Consider the following 18,362-nt stretch of genomic DNA (forward strand, 5'->3'; position numbering starts at 1 on the left):
TCGGCCGGTGCCTCGACCTGCGGAAATGGGAGGGGGCGCCACGACGTGTGGGGGACGCGGTGACGTCGAACCAGTGGTGGGATCGGCAGTGCAACGGAGCCCGGCTGCCTCGGAAGGATCGCAGTGAGTGAGCAGTACGTATTGGATCTTCAAGAGGCCGACGAGACACAGGTAGCGGTCGTCGGTGGCAAGGGCGCCCACCTGGGCGGGCTGTCGCGGATCGAAGGCATCCGCGTGCCGGGTGGCTTCTGTGTGACGACGGACGCCTTCCGGCGGATCATGGCGGCAGCGCCGTCGATCGGTGATCAGCTCGATGAGCTTGATCAGCTCGATCAGCTGTCGCGCTCGACTCGCTCTGCCGGCGAGGGGGACGACCGGGAGACGATCCGCACGCTCAGCGCGCGGATCCGCCGGACCATCGAAGGGATTGCCATCCCGGACGATCTTGCGGCGGCGATCACCGGCGCGCTCGCCCGGCTCGGTGAGCACACCGCCTGCGCCGTCCGGTCCAGCGCGACGGCGGAGGACCTGCCGACGGCCTCCTTCGCCGGCCAGCAGGACACGTATCTGAACGTCGTGGGGCCGGAGGCGGTCCTCCAGCACATCAGCCGGTGCTGGGCCTCGCTGTTCACCGAGCGGGCCGTGACCTACCGCCGGCGGAACGGCATCGACCACCGTACGGTCCACATGGCCGTGGTCGTGCAGCAGATGGTCTTCCCCGATACGTCCGGCATCCTGTTCACGGCCGACCCCGTCACGGGCAACCGGAAGGTCGCCACCGTGGACGCCGGCTTCGGTCTCGGTGAGGCCCTGGTGTCCGGCCTGGTGAACCCGGACGTCTTCAAGGTGCGGCACGGCGAGGTCGTCGAGAGGGTGATCGCCGCCAAACAGCGCGCCGTTCACGCCCTGCCGGCCGGAGGTACGCGGGAAGTGGCGGTCGACCCGCAGCGGCAGGAGCAGCCGGCGCTGACGGATGCGCAGGCCGTGCGGCTCGTGCAGCTCGGCCGGCGGATCGAAGCGCACTTCGGCCGCCCGCAGGACATCGAATGGTGCCTGGCCGACGACGACTTCCGGATCGTTCAGAGCCGGCCGATCACGACGCTCTTCCCCATCCCGGAGACCGGCGACGTCCTCGGGTCCGGCGCCCAGGAGAACCACGTCTACCTCTCCGTGGGCCATCAGCAGATGATGACCGACCCCATGAAGCCCCTGGGGATCTCCATGTGGCAGCTGACAGCGATGGCGCCGATGCACGAGGCCGGCGGGAGGCTGTTCGTGGACGCCACCCGGCGCCTGGCCTCGCCCGCGAGCCGCGCCGCACTCCTGGACGTCGTCGGGAGAGGCGATCCGCTGATCAGGGACGCTCTGGAGACCGTTCTCGGCCGCGACGACTTCGTCCCGTCGCTCCCGGACGCGGCACCCGCCGGACCGCCCGCCGGCGGTGCGTCCGCTCCGGCCGAGCCCGATCCGGCCATCGTCCCCGAGCTGATCGAGCGCAGCCGGACGTCCATCGCCGCCCTGGAGCGCGACATCCGGACGAAGACCGGACCGGCGCTGTTCGACTTCCTGCTGGAGGCCTTCGACGAGCACAAGCGGGGCCTCGGTGATCCGCTGAACTTTCAGGCGATCATGGCGGGGATGGAGGCCACGTGGTGGCTCAACGACCAGTTGCAGGAGTGGCTGGGTGAGAAGAACGCGGCTGACACCCTCACCCTGTCCGCCCCCGGCAACATCACGTCGGAGATGGGACTTGCGCTGCTCGACGTCGCGGACGTGATCCGCCCGAAGCCGGAGGTGGTGGAGTTCCTGCGGGGCGTCGAGCACGCCGGGTACGCCGAAAACACGACCTTCCTGGACGAGCTGGCGAAGCTCCCGGGCGGGACCGGAGCACGCGATGCCATTGAGGCCTACCTCGACCGGTACGGGATGCGCTGCGTCGGCGAGATCGACATCACCAGGCCGCGCTGGAGCGAGCGCCCCGCCACGCTCGTGCCCGTGATCCTCGACAACGTCAGGAACTTCGAGCCGGGCGCCGCCGAGCGGCGCTTCGAGCACGGGCGGCAGAAGGCCCAGCAGAAGGAGCAGGACGTGCTGTCCCGCTTGCGGGCCCTGCCGGACGGGGACCGGAAGGCCGACGAGGCCAAGCGGATGATCGACCAGGTCAGAACCTTCATCGGGTACCGGGAGTACCCGAAGTACGGCATCATCAGCCGCTACTTCGTCTACAAGCGGGCCCTGCTGGCGGAGGCCGGGCGCCTGGTGCGGGCCGGTGTGCTTCCTGAGAAGGAGGACGTCTTCTATCTGACGTTCCAGGAACTCCACGACGTCGTGCGCTCGAACCAGGCGGACGGCCGGCTCATCCAGCAGCGCAAGGATGCGTTCCGGTCGTACCACGCACTCACCCCGCCCCGGGTGCTCACATCGGACGGTGAGGCCGTCAACGGGGCGTACCGGCGCGATGACGCGCCGGCCGGAGCCCTGATCGGTTTGCCGGTCTCCACCGGGACCATCGAGGGAAGGGCCCGCGTCATCCTCGACATGGCGGAGGCCGATCTTGAAGAGGGCGACATCCTGGTCACGACCTTCACGGACCCCAGCTGGTCTCCGCTGTTCGTCGCGGTCGCGGGGCTGGTGACGGAGGTGGGCGGCCAGATGACCCATGGCGCGGTGATCGCCCGGGAGTACGGCCTGCCGGCCGTCGTGGGCGTGGACCGGGCCACCCGGCTGATCCGGGACGGGCAGCGGATCCGCGTGCACGGAACGGACGGGTACGTCGAACTCCTGCCCTGACCGAATCCATCCCTGACCGAATCCATCCGTGCCCGAATCCTGCACTGACTGAATCCTGCCGTGACCGACCACCCCGGGAAGCCCCGCGCGCAGCTTCCCGGGGCCGTCGACCCGCCCCGGCGGCCCCGCCCGTCACGCCCCCAGAAACACCGGATTGGTCAGCGCCGCCAGCGCCCCCGGCAGCCCCGCAGCCGCCGGGGCGTGCCGGACCTCCGCGCGTACATAGGTGGCGTACGCCGGTGTCGTGTGCCATTCCACCGTGCCCGCACCCGACTTGGGCAGGGACGTGGTGTACAGCGTGCCCTGGTCCGTGACGAAGTTCGCCGTGCAGCCGGGGGCCCCGGTGACGTCCAGGCGGACCGTCACCGGGGTGTCGGCGGGCACCCGGAGGCGGTCGCCGATGCCCGCGTGGGCCGCGCGGCCACCGGCGGCGCCGAAGGTGAGCGAGATCGCCGAGGACTCGGTGATGTACGAGTGGCCCGCGCGGATGCCCGCCAGGATGGCGTCCCTGCTGAGGTCGTCGGCCAGTACGACCGTCTGCGGGGTGCCGATCCGGTCCGGGTCCTTGTGCGCGTCGCTGTTGCCCATCGCCGGGGTCCAGTCCCGGCCGCCGCTGACCAGGGTGTTGTCCCAGTCCGCCACGGACACCTCGTCGTCCAGGGTGTAGGGCCCGTTCCACACCTCCACCGCGTCCGCCTCGCCGAAGCCGAACTTCCAGTTGCAGCCGATGCAGGTCGCGTGCGGGTGCGCCGGGACGACCAGGCCGCCCGCACGGCGGATCTCGCGGGCGTAGTGGCCGAAGCGGTTGTCCCGGGCGCGGTAGCGCCAGTCGACCCAGGTGCCGTGGTCGGTGGAGATGCCCAGCACATGGCCGTTGCGCGTGGTGATCTCCTCACCGGTCAGGATGAGCAGGTCGTCGCCCCACAGCCCGTCCCACGCGCGGTGCCCGGAACTCGTGTTGTGCTCACTGGTGTTGATGAAGTCGAGCCCCGCCGAACGGGCCAGCGCGGCGATCTCGGCCGGGGTGCGCTTGCCGTCCGAGTGCACCGAGTGGATGTGGCAGTCGCCCCGGTACCAGGCCCGCCCGCGCCCCTTCGCGCGCACCGGCGGATACACCGGCTTCGGCGTCCCGGGCGTCGGGCCGAAGCGCAGGGTGATGGTGACGGTGTACGGGAGCCCCTCGGGGGCCGTGGTGTACGGGCCGAGCGCGATGTTCCACCGGCCCGCGCGGACCGGGCCCGGCAGATAGCCGGGGGTCGCCGCGTCGCCGCGGATGAAGAACTCGCTGCGCGCGCCGCCCGACCAGCCGCGGAACCCCGTCCCGCCGAGGTCGGTACCGCGCTCGTCGAAGATGCCGATGTCCAGGGCGTTGCCCTGAGTGCCCGCGGGCACCACCGGCTTCTCGTACGTGTACGAGACCGCCAGCTCGCGGACCCCTTCGGGAACGTCCACCGGCAGATAGACGTAGTCGGGCGAGCCGGGCGGCAGCGTGCCGCTCACCGTCCTCGTCCGGTCCTGCGGTGTGCCTCCTGCCGGTGGTGTGCCGCCCGGGGTGCTGTCCTGCGGTGCGCCGCCACCGCCGTCCGCCGCGTTCGCGAAGCTCACGCTTCCCAACGTAAGCGCGGCGGCTGCTCCCGTCACCAGCAGTCCGCGCCGGCCCAGCTCGCCGGGGGTCGGGTCTCCAGGGTTCATGCCAACGGCTCCAGGGGTCTGTGGGGACACAAGGGGTGCAGCTGAACCCTGGTATTCAGCCGTGAACCGGGCGAGAAGGGAAGAGGGCGGGACAGAGACCGTGACACGGCGCTCGGATTTTCGCCCCGGACGTCATAACCTCTGCGCCCACGGCACGGATACACGAGCGCGAATGAGGGCTGATGTCATGCGGCTGGGCACCACGATCTTTCTGACCGACCGGACCGTCACCCCGGTACGGCTCGCACGGGAGCTGGAGCAGCGCGGGTTCGCCGGGCTGTATCTGCCCGAGCACACGCACATCCCGGTCGAGCGGGCCACTCCGTACCCGATGGGAGGCGAACTGCCCGCCGAGTACAGCAGGACGCTCGACCCGTTCGTCGCGCTGGGGCAGGCCGCCGCGGTGACGGACACCCTGGCCCTGGGCACGGGTGTCACGCTCATCGCCCAGCACGACCCGATCGGCCTGGCCAAGCAGATCGCGACCCTCGACCACCTCTCGGGCAGCCGCTTCACGCTCGGTCTCGGCTACGGCTGGAACAAGGAGGAGGCCGCCGACCACGGGGTGGAGTGGACGCGCCGCCGCGATCTCGGCCGGGACCGGATGGCGTTGATGCGGGCTCTCTGGGCGGCCGAACCCACCTCGTACGAAGGAGAGTTCGGCTCAGTACGGGCCAGCGAGGCGCATCCGAAACCGCGGGGCGGCAGCGTACGCACCCTGATCGGCGGGGCCGCCGGACCGAAGCTCTTCGCGCACATCGCGGAGTACGCGGACGGCTGGATGCCGATCGGGGGCCGGGGGCTCGGTGAGTCGATGCCGGTACTGCGCCAGGTCTGGCAGGACGCGGGCCGCGACCCGGCGGCGCTCCACGTCGTCCCGTACGCGGTGCTGCCGACCCCCGGGAAGCTGGCGCACTACGCGGAGCTGGGCATTGAGGAGGTCGTACTCCAACTGCCGTCCGCGGACGAGGCGTCGGTGCTGAAGGTGCTGGACGAGTACGCGCCGTATCTGGCCGCCTGAGCGTCCGCCGTGCCGGATGCGCCTACGGGCTACGGAGCCACGGAGCGGGGGAGCGGGCTCCCCGACGTGCGGTGACCCGCGACCGGGCGGAAGCTGGTTGGTGTGCTTCAGGAACCGAAATACAACGGCCGGGCGGTACTGGCCATCCACAGCCATGTCCTGCCGGTGGCAGCCACGCTCGCCTTCTCCGCGCACGGCTGCTCCGGCGTACTGCGCACGCAGATCATCTCCGACGACGACCTGGATTTCCCCGCGGAGCCTGTGCCGCTCAGGCTCCTGCAGGAGCCGAAGGGGGAGGTCTGGGGCACGGTCTCGGTCTGCCGCGTGACGCCGGAGGGCGCTGTGTCGATGAAGTTCGAGGGCGTCTGAGCTTTCGAGGGCGTCTGAGCTGCGGCCCCCGCCTGAGCCGATTCCCCCGCCTCCGCTGCTTCCCCGCCTGTGCTGCTTCCCCGCCTGTGTTCCTGCCTCCGCCTGCGCTGCTGCACCGCCTGAGCCGGTCCTGTCGGCAGGCACCCTCCCCGGGGTGCCGGAACGGCGGAGCAGGAGCACGCTGGACGTATGAAGATGCCGGTCATTGTCTACCCGCCGGACCCGTCCGGCGGCCGTCGTGTGCGAGCCGGTAAGGAGACCCTTGGCGTAGCCCACAGCCAGCGGGATGTCGTCGAGCTGCTGCGCGGGGCCGGTCTTGCGGGCGTCGACGAAGCAGAGATCCCGACCACGTCGCTCATCCAGTGGCACGGCGGCGGTCCCGATGTGTGGCCGGCGCCCGGGTGACCGGCGACCTGGCCGGAACGCGCCGTACTGCCGGGATCCGCAGCGGGGCCCGCAGCGGGGCCCACCGTGGCTGATCGGCCCGGCCGGCTCGCTCCGATGCTGGCCGGCGAGGCCCCGCTCCCCAGCGACCTCGGCGGCTGGGCGGCGGAGGTCAAGTGGGACGGAATGCGCCTCCTCACACACATTGACGCGCGTGGTGAGGTGACGGTGCAGGCCCGCTCAGGGGCGGACGCCACCGCCAGATACCCCGAACTCGCCTCACTGGCCGGGCTCGTGGACGACGCACCCGTCGTCCTGGACGGGGAGGTCGTCGCCCTGGACCCGGCGGGTCTGCCGTCCTTCAGCAGGCTCCAGCAGCGGATGATGCTCGCCGGGCCGGCCCGGATCAGGACCGCACGCGCACAGACCCCCGTCACGCTCATGCTCTTCGACATCCTGGTTCACCACGGCACGACGGTGACGGGCCGCCCGTATCTGGAGCGGCGCCGGCTGCTGGAAAGCCTCCCCCTCCCCGGCGACGGCACGGTCGTCGTACCGCCCGCGTGGACGGACGACGCGTCGGCCGGGATCGGCTGGACCCGTGACCGGCAGCTGGAGGGGGTCATCCTCAAGCGCCTGACCTCGCGCTACCAGCCCGGCCGCCGGTCCCCGGACTGGATCAAGGTGAAGTTCCGCCCCTCTGCCGATGTCGTGATCGGCGGCTGGTCCGCCGACGCCCGTGGTGAGCCCCGCTCGCTGCTCGTCGGCGTACCCGGACCCGAGGGCCTGCGCTATGCCGGCGCCGTCGGCTCCGGCCTGTCCACCGACCAACGGCGCTTTCTGCTGCCGCTCCTCACGGCGGCCGCCGCCGACACCCCTCCCTTCGCGGCAGGCGCACCCCAGCCCAAGCCACCGCCCGGCGTCCACTGGGTGCTGCCCCTCCTGGAGGGCGAGGTGCGGTACGCCGAGCTGACCCCCGACGGGATTCTCCGGCAGCCTTCGTGGAAGGGGCTCCGGGGGATCGTCGGGGAGTAGGCGGGACTTCTGAGACCGGACAGCCCCTAAGACACGACCTGCTCCCAGGGCCACTTCGCGTCGCGACCCGACTCGATGAGCGGGATCGTGCGGAACGCCTGGTCGGTGAGGCCGCCGAACGTGTGCCGGAACCCGCTTCCCGACGGGGCGTGCCCGGTCTCGTATCCGGCGAGGTTCCACGTGTACATCGGAGTCTGCGCCGGGACGGCCTCGGTGACCTCCTGGGCGTCGTGGCCGTGCTGCTCGTCCGTGACGATGACGACCCGGTCGTGGCCCCGGAACGTCTCCCGCAGCGCCGCCGCCGTGTCCGTGCCGCCGCCCAGGAACCAGCCGCCGTCCCGCCACTTCCGTACGTCCCCGATGAGCGAGCCGCCGCGCGTCAGCGGGAACGCCTTCACCTTCGCTCCGGGGCTGTCGTTCACGTAGTAGCGCGCGGAGGAGAACGACACGACATCCGCAGCGCCGCACCGCCGGCCGATGGCGACGCCGAACAGGGCCGCAGCGTCCCAGCGCATCAGCGTTCCGTCACGGGAGAACGACGACTCCATCGAGGTCGAGGTGTCCACCAGGACGAGGGTCCGGCCGCCGAGCCGGGGAATGTTCGACAGGGACGCGGTGAGCGCCTTGTCGAGAGCATGTCCCCACCGCAGCGACGGGGCCGCGTTGAACGCGGCGTAGAAGCGCATGGGCAGCTGCCGGGAGCGGGCGACCTGCTCGGGGTCGGCGAGCTTCGCCGCGACCTGTGCGGCCGTTTCGTCGCAGACGCCGGCCTCGTCGAAGTTCCGGAGGTTGCGGAGCAGCGCCATGTACCCCATCGACGGGATGACCGCCTCCCAGGCAGTGGCGTCCATCGGGCCCTGGAGCCACCCGGTGAGCGCCTCCCAGGTCATGCCCGCGCGCCCCAGCAGCTCCGGGTGCTCGGTGAGTACGGCGCGGCGCCGGTCGGCCGGGGTCGCCATCAGCTGCTCGCGCGCCCGGAGCGTGGTCAGCGGGGCGGGAATCTCCTCGTCCCGCTTCTTGCGCCGGTCGATCGCGTGCTTGAACAGGTCGCCCTGCCACGGCTTGTCGGCCGCGGGAATGGGGTGGACCAGGTTGAGGACGTCGCCGAACCGGTAGCCCTTGCTGTCGGTGTCGTACTTGAGGAGCGACCGCTCGGTGTAGAGGCGCTGGACGGCGTCGGCTGTCCCCCGCTTCACGGGCTTCGGGAGCGTGCGCCCGTACTGGGAGGTCCAGTAGCCGAGGAATTCGCCGGGCTCGTCGGCGCGCTGGAGCACGGAGTCGATGACCTGCCGCGAGTGTCCCGGAGCTTCCCGCAGCAGCCGCTCGGCGGTGAACTCGGCCGCGCCGACCAGGGCCGCGGTGCGCAGCTGGGCGTCGTTGCGCAGCCAGGACAGCAGCGCGGCGACCCAGACCGGATCGTCGACGGCGAGCTTCCGGACGAGCCGGGCGTACCGGTCGTCCCGCCGGCCGCCGGTCTCGTAGAACGTGTCGGTGCCGACGGTGTTGGCGACGGCGAGGAGGAAGAGCTCCGACCTGGCGTCGCGGAGGTGGCCGGCGCCGCCCTGGTGGGTGGCTGCCCGCTCCCCGGTGGACGTCACGGGAGAGGCGGCGGCCGGGCGGGCGCCGCGCTGGTTGAACCTGGACATGAGGAACCCCTCGCGTGGAGGGGAAGCTCAGCAGGAGGGTGCCCGAGATCAAGGTCGGTGACGGGAAACAACGCGCTCTGGGCCGCTGAGCTACGGAGGTCCGAAGCCTCCGACGGGATTCGAACCCGCGTCTCGCCTGTGGAAGAGGAAGTATCCGTCTCCTGTCGCACCGGGCACCCCCGACGCTGTGCCTCCCGAGATCAAGTCGGCTGTGGTTGTGCGGGTATCGAACCCGCATGCCCGAAGGCAATTCACCCAAAGAAGTAACCACGGCCCGCGCACCGGGAGGTGCATGAAGTGCCCTCACCGTACATGTCATGCCCGCGGCCGATCACTCGAATTATCGGGAGCCGGAGCGGAGTTGGTGCCCCGGTGGCCCGCACCGCCGGGGACGCCGTGCGTTACCTGGCGTAACGGGACGTCACGGCTGGCCAGGCGCCGCAGACAGTGCGAAATCGCGCTCGTATGCTCGGTCCATGACTGATCCGCAGCCCGCAGCACCCACCGCAAATGCCATGCGCCGCGCGCTCAGGCGGGCCAGGGACGGCGTGGCCCTCGACACGGCCGAGGCCGCCGTGCTCCTCCAGGCGCGCGGCGACGACCTGCGCGACCTCGCCGCATCGGCCGCGCGCGTGCGGGACGCCGGGCTGGAGGCGGCCGGGCGGCCCGGAGTCATCACGTACTCCCGCAAGGTGTTCATCCCGCTGACCCGGCTCTGCCGGGACAAGTGCCACTACTGCACGTTCGTGACCGTGCCCGGCAAGCTCAGGCGGGCCGGCCACGGCATGTACCTGTCGCCCGACGAGGTGCTGGAGATCGCCCGCCAGGGCGCCGAACTCGGCTGCAAGGAAGCACTGTTCACGCTCGGCGACCGCCCCGAGGAGCGCTGGCCCGAGGCGCGTGAATGGCTGGAAGCCGAAGGGTACGACGACACGCTGGCCTATGTACGCGCCATGGCCGTCCGGGTCCTGGAGGAGACCGGCCTGCTGCCCCACCTCAACCCGGGCGTCATGTCCTGGACCGACCTCCAGCGGCTCAAGCCGGTCGCCCCCTCGATGGGCATGATGCTGGAGACCACGGCGACCCGGCTGTGGAGCGAGCCGGGCGGCCCGCACCACGGCTCGCCCGACAAGGAGCCCGCCGTACGGCTGCGCGTCCTGGAGGACGCCGGGCGTTCCAACGTCCCCTTCACCACCGGGGTGCTGATCGGGATCGGCGAGTCGTACGAGGAGCGCGCCGACGCCTTCTTCGAGCTGCGCCGGGTCGCGCGCTCGTACCACGGCATCCAGGAAGTCATCGTCCAGAACTTCCGCGCGAAGCCCGACACGGCGATGCGCGCGATGCCCGACGCCGAGCTGGAGGAGCTGGCCGCCGCCATCGCGGTGGCCCGGCACATCCTCGGCCCGTCCGCCCGCCTCCAGGCCCCGCCGAACCTGGTCGACGCGGAGTACGCGCTGCTCATCGGCGCCGGGATCGACGACTGGGGCGGGGTGTCGCCGCTGACGCCCGACCACGTCAACCCCGAGAGCCCCTGGCCGCACATCGACGAGCTGGCCGAGCGCACTGCGGACGCCGGCTTCCAGCTGCGTGAACGACTCACCATCTACCCGGAGTTCATCCAGCGCGGCGAGCCCTGGCTGGACCCCCGGCTGGTGCCGCACGTCCGGGCGCTCGCCGACCCGGAGACCGGTATGGCCCGCGAGGGCGTCAAGCCGTCCGGGCTGCCCTGGCAGGAGCCCGAGGAGGGCTTCACCGCCACCGGCCGCACCGATCTGCACACCACCATCGACACCGAGGGCCGCACATCCGACCGCCGGGACGACTTCGACGAGGTGTACGGGGACTGGGACGCCCTGCGCGAGCAGGCGGCCCCCGGCATGGTCCCGTCCCGTATCGACACCGACGTCAAGCAGGCCCTCGACCAGGCGGCCGCGGACCCGACGCGGCTCACCGACGACGAGGCGCTCGCCCTGCTGCACGCGGACGGCCCGGCGCTGGACGCACTCACCCGGATCGCGGACGACCTGCGGCGGGACGTGGTCGGTGACGACGTCACGTACATCGTCACCAGGAACATCAACTTCACCAACGTCTGCTACACCGGCTGCCGCTTCTGCGCCTTCGCGCAGCGGCGCACGGACGCCGACGCGTACACGCTCTCGCTGGACCAGGTCGCCGACCGGGCCGCCCAGGCGTGGGACGTCGGCGCGGTCGAGGTGTGTATGCAGGGCGGCATCCACCCGGACCTGCCCGGCACGGCGTACTTCGACATCGCGCGGGCCGTACGCGAGCGCGTCCCGGGGATGCATGTGCACGCGTTCTCCCCGATGGAGGTGGTGAACGGCGCGACCCGCACCGGTCTGTCCATCCGCGAGTGGCTGACCGCGGCGAAGGAGGCCGGGCTCGGCTCGATCCCCGGCACGGCCGCGGAGATCCTGGACGACGAGGTCCGCTGGGTCCTCACCAAGGGCAAGCTGCCGACGGCGACCTGGATCGAGGTCATCACGACCGCCCACGAACTGGGCATCCGCTCCTCGTCCACGATGATGTACGGCCATGTCGACCAGCCCCGGCACTGGCTCGGCCACTTCCGCACCCTGGCGGAGATCCAGCAGACCGCGCTGGCCAAGGGGGTGGAGGGCTTCACGGAGTTCGTGACGCTGCCCTTCATCCACACCAACGCCCCGGTGTATCTGGCCGGGATCGCCCGGCCGGGCCCGACGGCCCGCGACAACCGCGCGGTCACCGCGATGGCCCGGCTGCTCCTCCACCCGTACATCCCCAACATCCAGACCAGCTGGGTGAAACTCGGCGCGGAGGGCGCGGCGGAGATGCTGCGCTCCGGGGCGAACGACCTGGGCGGCACGCTGATGGAGGAGACCATCTCCCGGATGGCGGGCTCCAGTTACGGTTCGTACCGCTCGATCCAGGACCTCATCGCCATCGCCGACCTGGCGGGCCGCCCGGCCCGCGCCCGGAACACGCTGTACGGGCCGGTGCCGGAGGAGCGGATGCAGGCGGCCGGCGCTTCGGACGGGCACCTGCCGGAGCTGCTGCCGGTGCTGGACTGAGCCTTGCGCAGCGCCTGGTGAATGGACGCCGGGCCGGCCGGTCACAACGCCGGCCGGCTTGGCGCGGTTTGGCTCGGCGCGGCTCGGCGCGGTGTGGCGCGGCGCGGGTCAGCCGTGGCGTCGGAGGCGGGGGATGCGGAGCCTCCGCCTGCGGGGCCGGTCGCCGTCCTCGCTGTCCCTGCCCTTCTCGCTGTCCCCGGTGTCGTCCCCGGTGCCCTTGTCGTGGGCCTGCCGCCACTCGGCCACGGCCTCGTCGATGTCGATCAGCGGGCGGCCGAGCGGCGGCCCCGGCGGTGGCGTGCGCAGGTTGGCGGCGATCTTCTCGTTGACCGGCTCCAGGAGCTCGCGCACGCGCCGCTCGTACGGGGCCCGGGCCGCCTTGGCCAGGACGTCCTCGATCTCCTTGCGCAGCGCGAGGGTCGGGTGAAGGATCGCCGCGGAACCCTCCTGGGCCATCTTCTGCTTGATCCACCACAGCTCGTCGTACGGCGCGTTCAGATTGGGCAGCGGCTTCCCCGCGCCGGGCAGGTGGGCGAAATCGCCACGCTGTTCCGCCTCGCGGATCTGCCGGTCGACCCAGGACTCGAAGCTGAGCCCCGGGGGCTTTCGCTCAGTCATGACGCCATTCTCCCACTCCCGGCATCCGCCGGACCAGGGGGACCGGCGGATGCGGACCGAGTTCCTGGTGGTGGTCCACCACCGCCAGGCCGGCGGCCGGGGGGTCCGGACCGGGCTCCGGCGGGGTGACGGTCAGGACACCGGAGTGAGCATTCCCTGGGCCACTGCCGCGTCCCTGATTTCCTGGTACAGGGCGGTGAGGGCCTCGCTCACCTGGATGCGCGGCAGTTGGAGCCGGTCCAGGGCCTCGGCGTCGGCGCCGACGTCCTGCCAGCCCTGACCGGTCAGGAACCGCATCAGCGCGGGGTTGAGCCGGTCCACTCCCCGTACGATCCGGGCCTCGGGCGTCTGTCCTTCCTCGTACTCGTGCCACAGGCCCAGGAACTCGGTGCCGAGCCCGTCCGGGAGCGGCGAGAACCGGCGTTGGGCGACCTCCTCCTCGATCCGGGCCTTGTCGCCGTTGTGCTGGGCCGTCCAGGCTGACGGGTCGCCCGCGTCGATTTCCACGAGGTCATGCATCAGACACAACTTGAGCATTTTCTCCAGGTCGAGGGAATGGCCGCATTCTCTTTCGAACTCGCGGTGCAGGATCCAGCTGACCAGTGCCAGGTGCCATGAGTGTTCGGCCACGCTCTCCTTCCTGGCGGAGGTGGCATTGTTGTGCCGGTCGACTTCCCGCAGGCGTGCGGTGAAGGCGATGAAGTCGAATACTTCCCGGAGGTTGCCGTCCATGGCATCTGCCTTATTTTTCGTGGAATTGATATCCAAGGATTCCTGTGGACTTTAGCATCGGTGATGCGCAGGGGTGCATTTTTCAGCCAGGTGGATCCCTCCTGATCTGGCTCGGAGGAGCTGCTTGGGTCCGTCGAGACTGTCCAGAATTAATCGTTGACCGGTGTGTTGCTCGGTTCTAGTTTCGTACTGGCATAACCGTCGATCAACAAGGAGAGTTCTCATGGCAAAATTCTATGCGGAGTCGGAACTCGACGGCACATTGGCGGGATTTCGATCGTGCGGCCCCGCGACACTGAAGGAATGCCTCGAACCGGGAACCCTGTGGCAGCCGGTATTCCAGGTCACGATCATGGCGAATTCCGAGAACGGCCCCAGTGTGCTGACCGGCACACGAAGGGCCGAAAGTAACCCCACCCACCCCAACGTCATCAGCACACCGACCAGCATGCTCCCGTTAGAATTCGCCCGATGTTACGTCGAGAGCATGACGGCGTCGGCGACGGAGCTGAAGCCGGTCCATCTCACAGACCTGCGGGCCGACGATCTGAGGATCGTGGCCCGCTTTCGCGAGTCGGAGCAGCGGACTGTGGTCCCCGACCCGTCAGCGGCGTTGCCGTACCTGGTGGGTGACCTGCTCGCCCGCAAACTCGGCTGCGAGAGCGCCATGGAGGCAGCCTCCCGGGAGAAGCCGCTGGGCGAGTGCCGCATATCCATGATCGGGGCCGGCTTCAGCTATGTCGCAGACCGCCCCACGGAGGACCCCGAGACCGTCGAGCCGCTCTACGAACCGCTGTTGATGTTCGGTGCGATCCTGGAACTCAAGGACCCCGCCGTCATACCGGAGCACACCTCCTCGTACAAGGATCTGTGCTGGACAGCGCCCGAGGACTTCGCCGAGGGCGTCCGCACCAAGCGCATCGAGAGCTTCAACCCGAAGTTCCTGGACGAGGCCGACCGGGCGGACAGCGACAGCGTCACCGTGTGCGCCCGCGGTCTGTGTCTGCAGACCACCGACAAGGTGCTGGCAGAGCTTGCCACTGGTGCCGCCGACGGTGCATCCGCATGACGGCCACCAGCACACCCCAGGCGCTGGACCTGGCCCGGATCCGCTCCGACTTTCCGATCCTGCACCGAAGTGTCGAGGGGCAGCGGCTGGTCTACCTGGACTCCGGGGCGACCTCCCAGCGGCCGGTCCAGGTGCTCGACGCGGAGCGGAATTTCTCGGAGACATCGAACGCGGCAGCGCACCGGGGAGCGCACCAACTGTCCGAAGAGGCGACCGCGGCCTACGAGCAAGCCCGCGCCCAGGTCGCGGGTTTCATCGGTGCGGACCCCGGAGAAGTGGTGTTCACCAAGAACGCCACCGAAGGCATCAACCTCGTCGCGTACGCGATGAGCAATGCCACCGCATCGGGTGATGAGTCCGCGCCATTCCGTGTGGGTCCTGGCGACGAAATCGTGGTGACCGAGATGGAACACCACGCCAACCTGGTGCCTTGGCAGGAGTTGTGCCGACGCACAGGCGCGACGCTGCGCTGGCTCGGTGTCACCGCCGACGGCCGGCTCGATCTGTCCGACCTGGACGACGTGGTGACGGCACGCACCCGGCTGGTCGCCTTCTCGCACCAGTCGAATGTGCTCGGCACGGTCAACCCGGTGGGGCGGATTGTTGCCAGAGCCGCGGAGGTGGGTGCATTCACCGTGCTGGATGCCTGCCAGTCCGTACCGCACTTCACCGTCGACTTCCACGACTACGGCGTGGACTTCGCGGTCTTCAGCGGCCACAAGATGCTCGGACCGACCGGAATCGGCGTTCTGTACGGACGGCGCGGACTGCTGGAATCCATGCCGCCGTTTCTCACCGGCGGTTCAATGATCGAAGTCGTCGGAATGACGGAGTCCACCTATGCCGCGCCGCCCCAGCGGTTCGAGGCGGGTGTCCCCATGGCCTCCCAGGCGGTCGGACTGGCAGCAGCGGTGCGATACCTGACAGCCGTGGGCATGGACCGTATCGCCGCCCACGAACACGTACTCACGGAAGCCGCGCTCGCCACCCTGGGTGGCATCGACGGTGTACGCGTCCTCGGCCCCACCGCGCTGACCGATCGTGGCAGCGCGGTGTCCTTCACCGTCGACGGCGTACACCCGCACGATGTCGGCCAGGTCCTGGACGCGCGAGGCGTCGCCGTCCGGGTCGGGCACCACTGTGCCTGGCCGCTCCACCGCCGGCTGGGTGTACCGGCCAGCGTGCGCGCCAGCTTCTACCTCTACAACGGGCTGTCGGACATCGAGACGTTGGCTGAGGGAGTCAAGGAGGCGCAGTCGCTCTTCGGGGTCGGCGTGCCGGGCTTGATGACTGCCGGGGAGCTGTGACGTGCGCCTGACGGCAGAACACCAGAAGATCATCCTCGCCCACTACCGGGCTCCGCACCACAGCGGGCTCCGGGAGCCGTACGACGCGGAGGTCAAGCAGTTCAACCCGATGTGCGGGGACGAGATAACCCTGCGCGTCAGCCTGACAGGAGAAGGGGACGGGGCAGCCATCGACGATGTCTCCTACGAAGTGCAGGGCTGCTCGATCAGCCAGGCGTCGGTCTCCGTCATGACAGATCTGGTCATCGGCCGTCCTGTACGGGAGGCAGCCGAGTTGCATACGGAGTTCGCTTCGCTGCTGCGCCGACAGGCCCAGGGACCCGTTGCCTGGCCGCCTCATCTGGCCGACGCCGTCGCCTTCAGTGACGTGTCCCACCACCCGGCGCGGATCAAATGCGCGCTGCTCTCCTGGACAGCACTACGGAGGGCCCTGCAGTAGGGGAGCCGAGGGCCGCGTTCTTCACGAGCAGCGGTTCTGGCTCGGGCGACACCGACGCGTCAACGGCCCTGAACGCTGGGGTCGTTGACGCGTCCGTGTATGGGCGGGTGGGTTCAGCGACCGGCGGCGAATCCCACGAAGGCGGCCCAGGCCGAGTCGGGAAAGACCAGCGCCGGGCCGGTGGGGGCGGCCTTGCTGTCGCGTACGGGGATGATGCCCGGGTAGTTGACTGCGACCTCGACGCAGTTCGTGTCCCCACCGTCGCTGTAGCTGGACTTGTGCCAGGTCGCGGTGGAGAGGTCGGTCACGAGCTCTGCCCCCGTACGTTGTGGATGAAGGCCGTCCAGGCAGCGACCGGGAAGACGAGTGCGGGGCCTGCGGGGGCGGCCTTGCTGTCGCGTACGGGGATGAGCCCAGGGAAGTCGTGTGCGACCTCGACGCAGTTCGTCTGGCCTCCGTCGCTGTAGCTCGACTTGCGCCAGTGAGCGGTGGAGAGGTCGGGCGTTCGGTTCATGATCTGTGCTCCTCCAAGACGCCCCTGATAAACGTCAGTGAGTCCGACGGGGACAGCGCCAGATCTCGGACTCGATCGTAAGCCAGGCGGTAGCTGGTGACCTTGTCCGGATCATCGATCAACTCGCCGAATCCATTGCCCTCAACGTAGGCAACAGAGCTGCCGTCCGGCTGCCACAAGACGGAGAGGTGGCTTCCCATGAGGCCGTGAACGCCCGCGTTGAACGGGAGTACTTGCAGGACGACCGAGGGAAGCTGCGCGACCTCGTTCAGATGCTTCAGCTGTTCCTCCCACACCTTCGGGTCGCGCGACCGACGCCGAAGCGCCACCTCGTCCAGGATGACCCGCAGATGCGGCGCCGGGCTGCGGCGCAGTATTTCCTGGCGGCTCATCCGGGCAGCGACCTGCTCCTCGACCAACTCCGCCCCGCCCTCGGTGGTCTGGGCCGCCGACAACACCTCGCGGGCATAGTCCTCGGTCTGGAGGAGCCCTGGAACGGCCAGCTGGAACATCCACATCACACAGGCCGAGTTCTCCAGCCGCATGAACTCCTTGTACTGGTCCTTGAACACCTCCCTCCGCGCGACCTTCCACAGCTGCACCAGCAGCCCACCGGTCCCGTAGTACCGGTCCAGGTCCTCCATCACCGCGAGCTTCGAGAGCCGCTGGCTCACTTCCAGCCGGTACAGGTAGCTCTTGTCGTACCGTGTCTCGGCCGCCAGCTGGCTGAGCGTCTTGCCGGCCTTCTCGCGTAGATAACGCAGCGCGCGGCCGAGCGCCGCGCGTCCCGACTCCTCTTCCGCTTCGGCGAGTTCGGACATCGGTCCCCTCCTGTTGCCGTGCGCGAAGGCAATCGCGCGTCCCTTTCCGAGCGTAGGGCCAGGACGTAATCATCGGGACACGAACGGTAATCACCGCTCGTCAGCCAAGAGCCGAACCTTCGATCCCCCCATGTGAGGCGCTGATCATGCCCGATTCCCTGCTCCGGCTGCTGCCGTGGATCTCTCCCGAGGGCAAGCCGTGCTACCTCAGCACGGACAACCCGCGCAGCCTGCTCTCCCGCCTGGCCGACGATCTGGAGGATCAGTAGATGGACTCGGCGGAAGCGGTGCTGGCCGGGTCGCGTGCGGTGCTGGCCGATGCGGTGGCGGGGGAGCGGGCCGTACGGTTCGCGCTCACCCGGGCCACCGAGTCGCTCGGGGACGTGCTCCGTATCGCGTACAGCAGGGGCGGGCGGATCGAGGAGGGCGGCGGGGGTGGCTGTGTCGAGGATGCGTAGCGCGCGGCGCGCGGGTCGTGCGGAAACCCGCTCGCAATAGTCCCTGTAGCCCTCGGCGGCGCGATACCCAGAGAGGACGGAATGGCCCCTCTGGTGGACTGTCGGTCGAATCATTCAGGGGGGATCGACTGTTGAAGAGTTCGGGGCTCTGCGGGCTATTCAGGGGCCTTGTGGCCCTATTGCCTGTGGTGAGGTTCGGTAGGCTGAGGGCGTCTCGGCGTCCTGATGGGCGCCGGGAATCGCGGCCCGGAGGGTCCTGTCCAGCCTGTCCGCGGCCGACTCGTATCCCGTGACCTGACCGCTCTCGCACTCCGGTGCCGGGGCGCGGCTTGTCGTGCCCGAAAAGAGAGCATCTGTGACTGAATCAGGCATCCACGCCACCCCTGCTGCCGCCCA

The 18,362-nt window shown here is 69.8% G+C and carries 16 protein-coding genes and 1 pseudogene; 10 read left to right on the forward strand and 7 right to left on the reverse strand.

Annotation, left to right across the window (positions count from 1 at the left end; all coding sequences use genetic code 11):
- Window positions 1-123: 123 nt before the first annotated feature.
- On the forward strand, window positions 124-2,790 hold the full coding sequence (gene rph, locus OG385_RS18995; RefSeq protein WP_266855902.1) for a rifamycin-inactivating phosphotransferase: 2,667 nt from the start codon (window positions 124-126) through the stop codon (window positions 2,788-2,790).
- A 132-nt stretch (window positions 2,791-2,922) separates the two neighbouring features.
- Here the strand turns inward: rph and OG385_RS19000 are convergent, their stop codons facing one another.
- On the reverse strand, window positions 2,923-4,482 hold the full coding sequence (locus tag OG385_RS19000) for a CehA/McbA family metallohydrolase (RefSeq protein ID WP_266855904.1): 1,560 nt from the start codon (window positions 4,480-4,482) through the stop codon (window positions 2,923-2,925).
- 187 nt (window positions 4,483-4,669) lie between these two features.
- On the opposite strand from OG385_RS19000, the gene OG385_RS19005 reads away from it, so the two are divergent.
- The 4 genes from OG385_RS19005 (at window position 4,670) to ligD (ending at window position 7,291) form a co-directional block, all read left to right on the forward strand.
- Window positions 4,670-5,503, forward strand: coding sequence for a TIGR03619 family F420-dependent LLM class oxidoreductase (locus tag OG385_RS19005; RefSeq protein ID WP_266860994.1), 834 nt, complete (start codon window positions 4,670-4,672; stop codon window positions 5,501-5,503).
- A gap of 102 nt (window positions 5,504-5,605) precedes the next feature.
- Window positions 5,606-5,872 carry a hypothetical protein gene (locus tag OG385_RS19010; protein WP_266855906.1) on the forward strand — a complete coding sequence of 89 codons (267 nt, stop codon included), beginning with the start codon at window positions 5,606-5,608 and terminating at the stop codon, window positions 5,870-5,872.
- A gap of 189 nt (window positions 5,873-6,061) precedes the next feature.
- Window positions 6,062-6,277, forward strand: coding sequence for a hypothetical protein (locus tag OG385_RS19015; protein ID WP_266855907.1), 216 nt, complete (start codon window positions 6,062-6,064; stop codon window positions 6,275-6,277).
- A gap of 66 nt (window positions 6,278-6,343) precedes the next feature.
- Window positions 6,344-7,291, forward strand: coding sequence for a non-homologous end-joining DNA ligase (gene ligD / locus OG385_RS19020; RefSeq protein WP_266855909.1), 948 nt, complete (start codon window positions 6,344-6,346; stop codon window positions 7,289-7,291).
- Window positions 7,292-7,317: 26 nt separating this feature from the next.
- Here the strand turns inward: ligD and OG385_RS19025 are convergent, their stop codons facing one another.
- Window positions 7,318-8,937, reverse strand: coding sequence for a TROVE domain-containing protein (locus tag OG385_RS19025; protein WP_266855911.1), 1,620 nt, complete (start codon window positions 8,935-8,937; stop codon window positions 7,318-7,320).
- A 476-nt stretch (window positions 8,938-9,413) separates the two neighbouring features.
- Here OG385_RS19025 and OG385_RS19030 point away from each other — a divergent pair, with 476 nt between their 5' ends.
- The gene (locus OG385_RS19030; protein ID WP_266855913.1) at window positions 9,414-12,008 is read left to right on the forward strand and encodes a bifunctional FO biosynthesis protein CofGH; all 2,595 of its coding nucleotides are present in this window, start codon (window positions 9,414-9,416) and stop codon (window positions 12,006-12,008) included.
- 108 nt (window positions 12,009-12,116) lie between these two features.
- Here OG385_RS19030 and OG385_RS19035 read toward each other — a convergent pair whose 3' ends face one another.
- Together OG385_RS19035 and OG385_RS19040 are read right to left on the reverse strand one after the other, a co-directional pair.
- Window positions 12,117-12,626 (reverse strand): DUF1992 domain-containing protein, encoded by a 510-nt coding sequence (locus tag OG385_RS19035; protein ID WP_266855915.1) that lies wholly within the window; start codon window positions 12,624-12,626, stop codon window positions 12,117-12,119.
- 132 nt (window positions 12,627-12,758) lie between these two features.
- Window positions 12,759-13,358 (reverse strand): HD family hydrolase, encoded by a 600-nt coding sequence (locus tag OG385_RS19040; protein WP_266855917.1) that lies wholly within the window; start codon window positions 13,356-13,358, stop codon window positions 12,759-12,761.
- Window positions 13,359-13,581: 223 nt separating this feature from the next.
- Here OG385_RS19040 and OG385_RS19045 point away from each other — a divergent pair, with 223 nt between their 5' ends.
- Genes OG385_RS19045 through sufU form a run of 3 tightly spaced genes read left to right on the forward strand, consistent with a single transcriptional unit; the run spans window position 13,582 to window position 16,173 of the window.
- Window positions 13,582-14,427: a hypothetical protein gene (locus tag OG385_RS19045; RefSeq protein WP_266855918.1), complete on the forward strand. Its 846-nt coding sequence runs from the start codon at window positions 13,582-13,584 to the stop codon at window positions 14,425-14,427.
- Window positions 14,424-15,734: a cysteine desulfurase gene (locus tag OG385_RS19050; protein ID WP_266855919.1), complete on the forward strand. Its 1,311-nt coding sequence runs from the start codon at window positions 14,424-14,426 to the stop codon at window positions 15,732-15,734. The genes OG385_RS19045 and OG385_RS19050 overlap by 4 nt, the downstream gene beginning before the upstream one ends.
- Window position 15,735: 1 nt before the next feature.
- Window positions 15,736-16,173 carry a Fe-S cluster assembly sulfur transfer protein SufU gene (gene sufU, locus OG385_RS19055; protein WP_266855920.1) on the forward strand — a complete coding sequence of 146 codons (438 nt, stop codon included), beginning with the start codon at window positions 15,736-15,738 and terminating at the stop codon, window positions 16,171-16,173.
- Window positions 16,174-16,286: 113 nt separating this feature from the next.
- On the opposite strand, the gene OG385_RS19060 is transcribed toward sufU, so the two are convergent.
- The 3 genes from OG385_RS19060 to OG385_RS19070 are packed head-to-tail and all read right to left on the reverse strand — an operon-like array spanning window position 16,287 to window position 17,508.
- Window positions 16,287-16,481, reverse strand: a complete 195-nt coding sequence (locus OG385_RS19060; protein ID WP_266855922.1) for a DUF397 domain-containing protein — start codon at window positions 16,479-16,481, stop codon at window positions 16,287-16,289.
- Window positions 16,478-16,687, reverse strand: a complete 210-nt coding sequence (locus OG385_RS19065) for a DUF397 domain-containing protein (RefSeq protein ID WP_266855923.1) — start codon at window positions 16,685-16,687, stop codon at window positions 16,478-16,480. The genes OG385_RS19060 and OG385_RS19065 overlap by 4 nt, the downstream gene beginning before the upstream one ends.
- Window positions 16,684-17,508, reverse strand: coding sequence for a helix-turn-helix transcriptional regulator (locus OG385_RS19070; protein ID WP_266855924.1), 825 nt, complete (start codon window positions 17,506-17,508; stop codon window positions 16,684-16,686). Before OG385_RS19070 ends, OG385_RS19065 begins: the two co-directional genes overlap by 4 nt.
- Before the next feature lie 146 nt (window positions 17,509-17,654).
- Between OG385_RS19070 and OG385_RS19075 the strand changes: the two are divergent.
- Window positions 17,655-17,966: pseudogene (locus OG385_RS19075) on the forward strand (hypothetical protein).
- The last annotated feature ends 396 nt before the right edge of the window (window positions 17,967-18,362 follow it).

It is taken from the genome of Streptomyces sp. NBC_01306, assembly GCF_026340465.1.
In the GTDB taxonomy this organism is placed as follows: Bacteria; Actinomycetota; Actinomycetes; order Streptomycetales; family Streptomycetaceae; genus Streptomyces.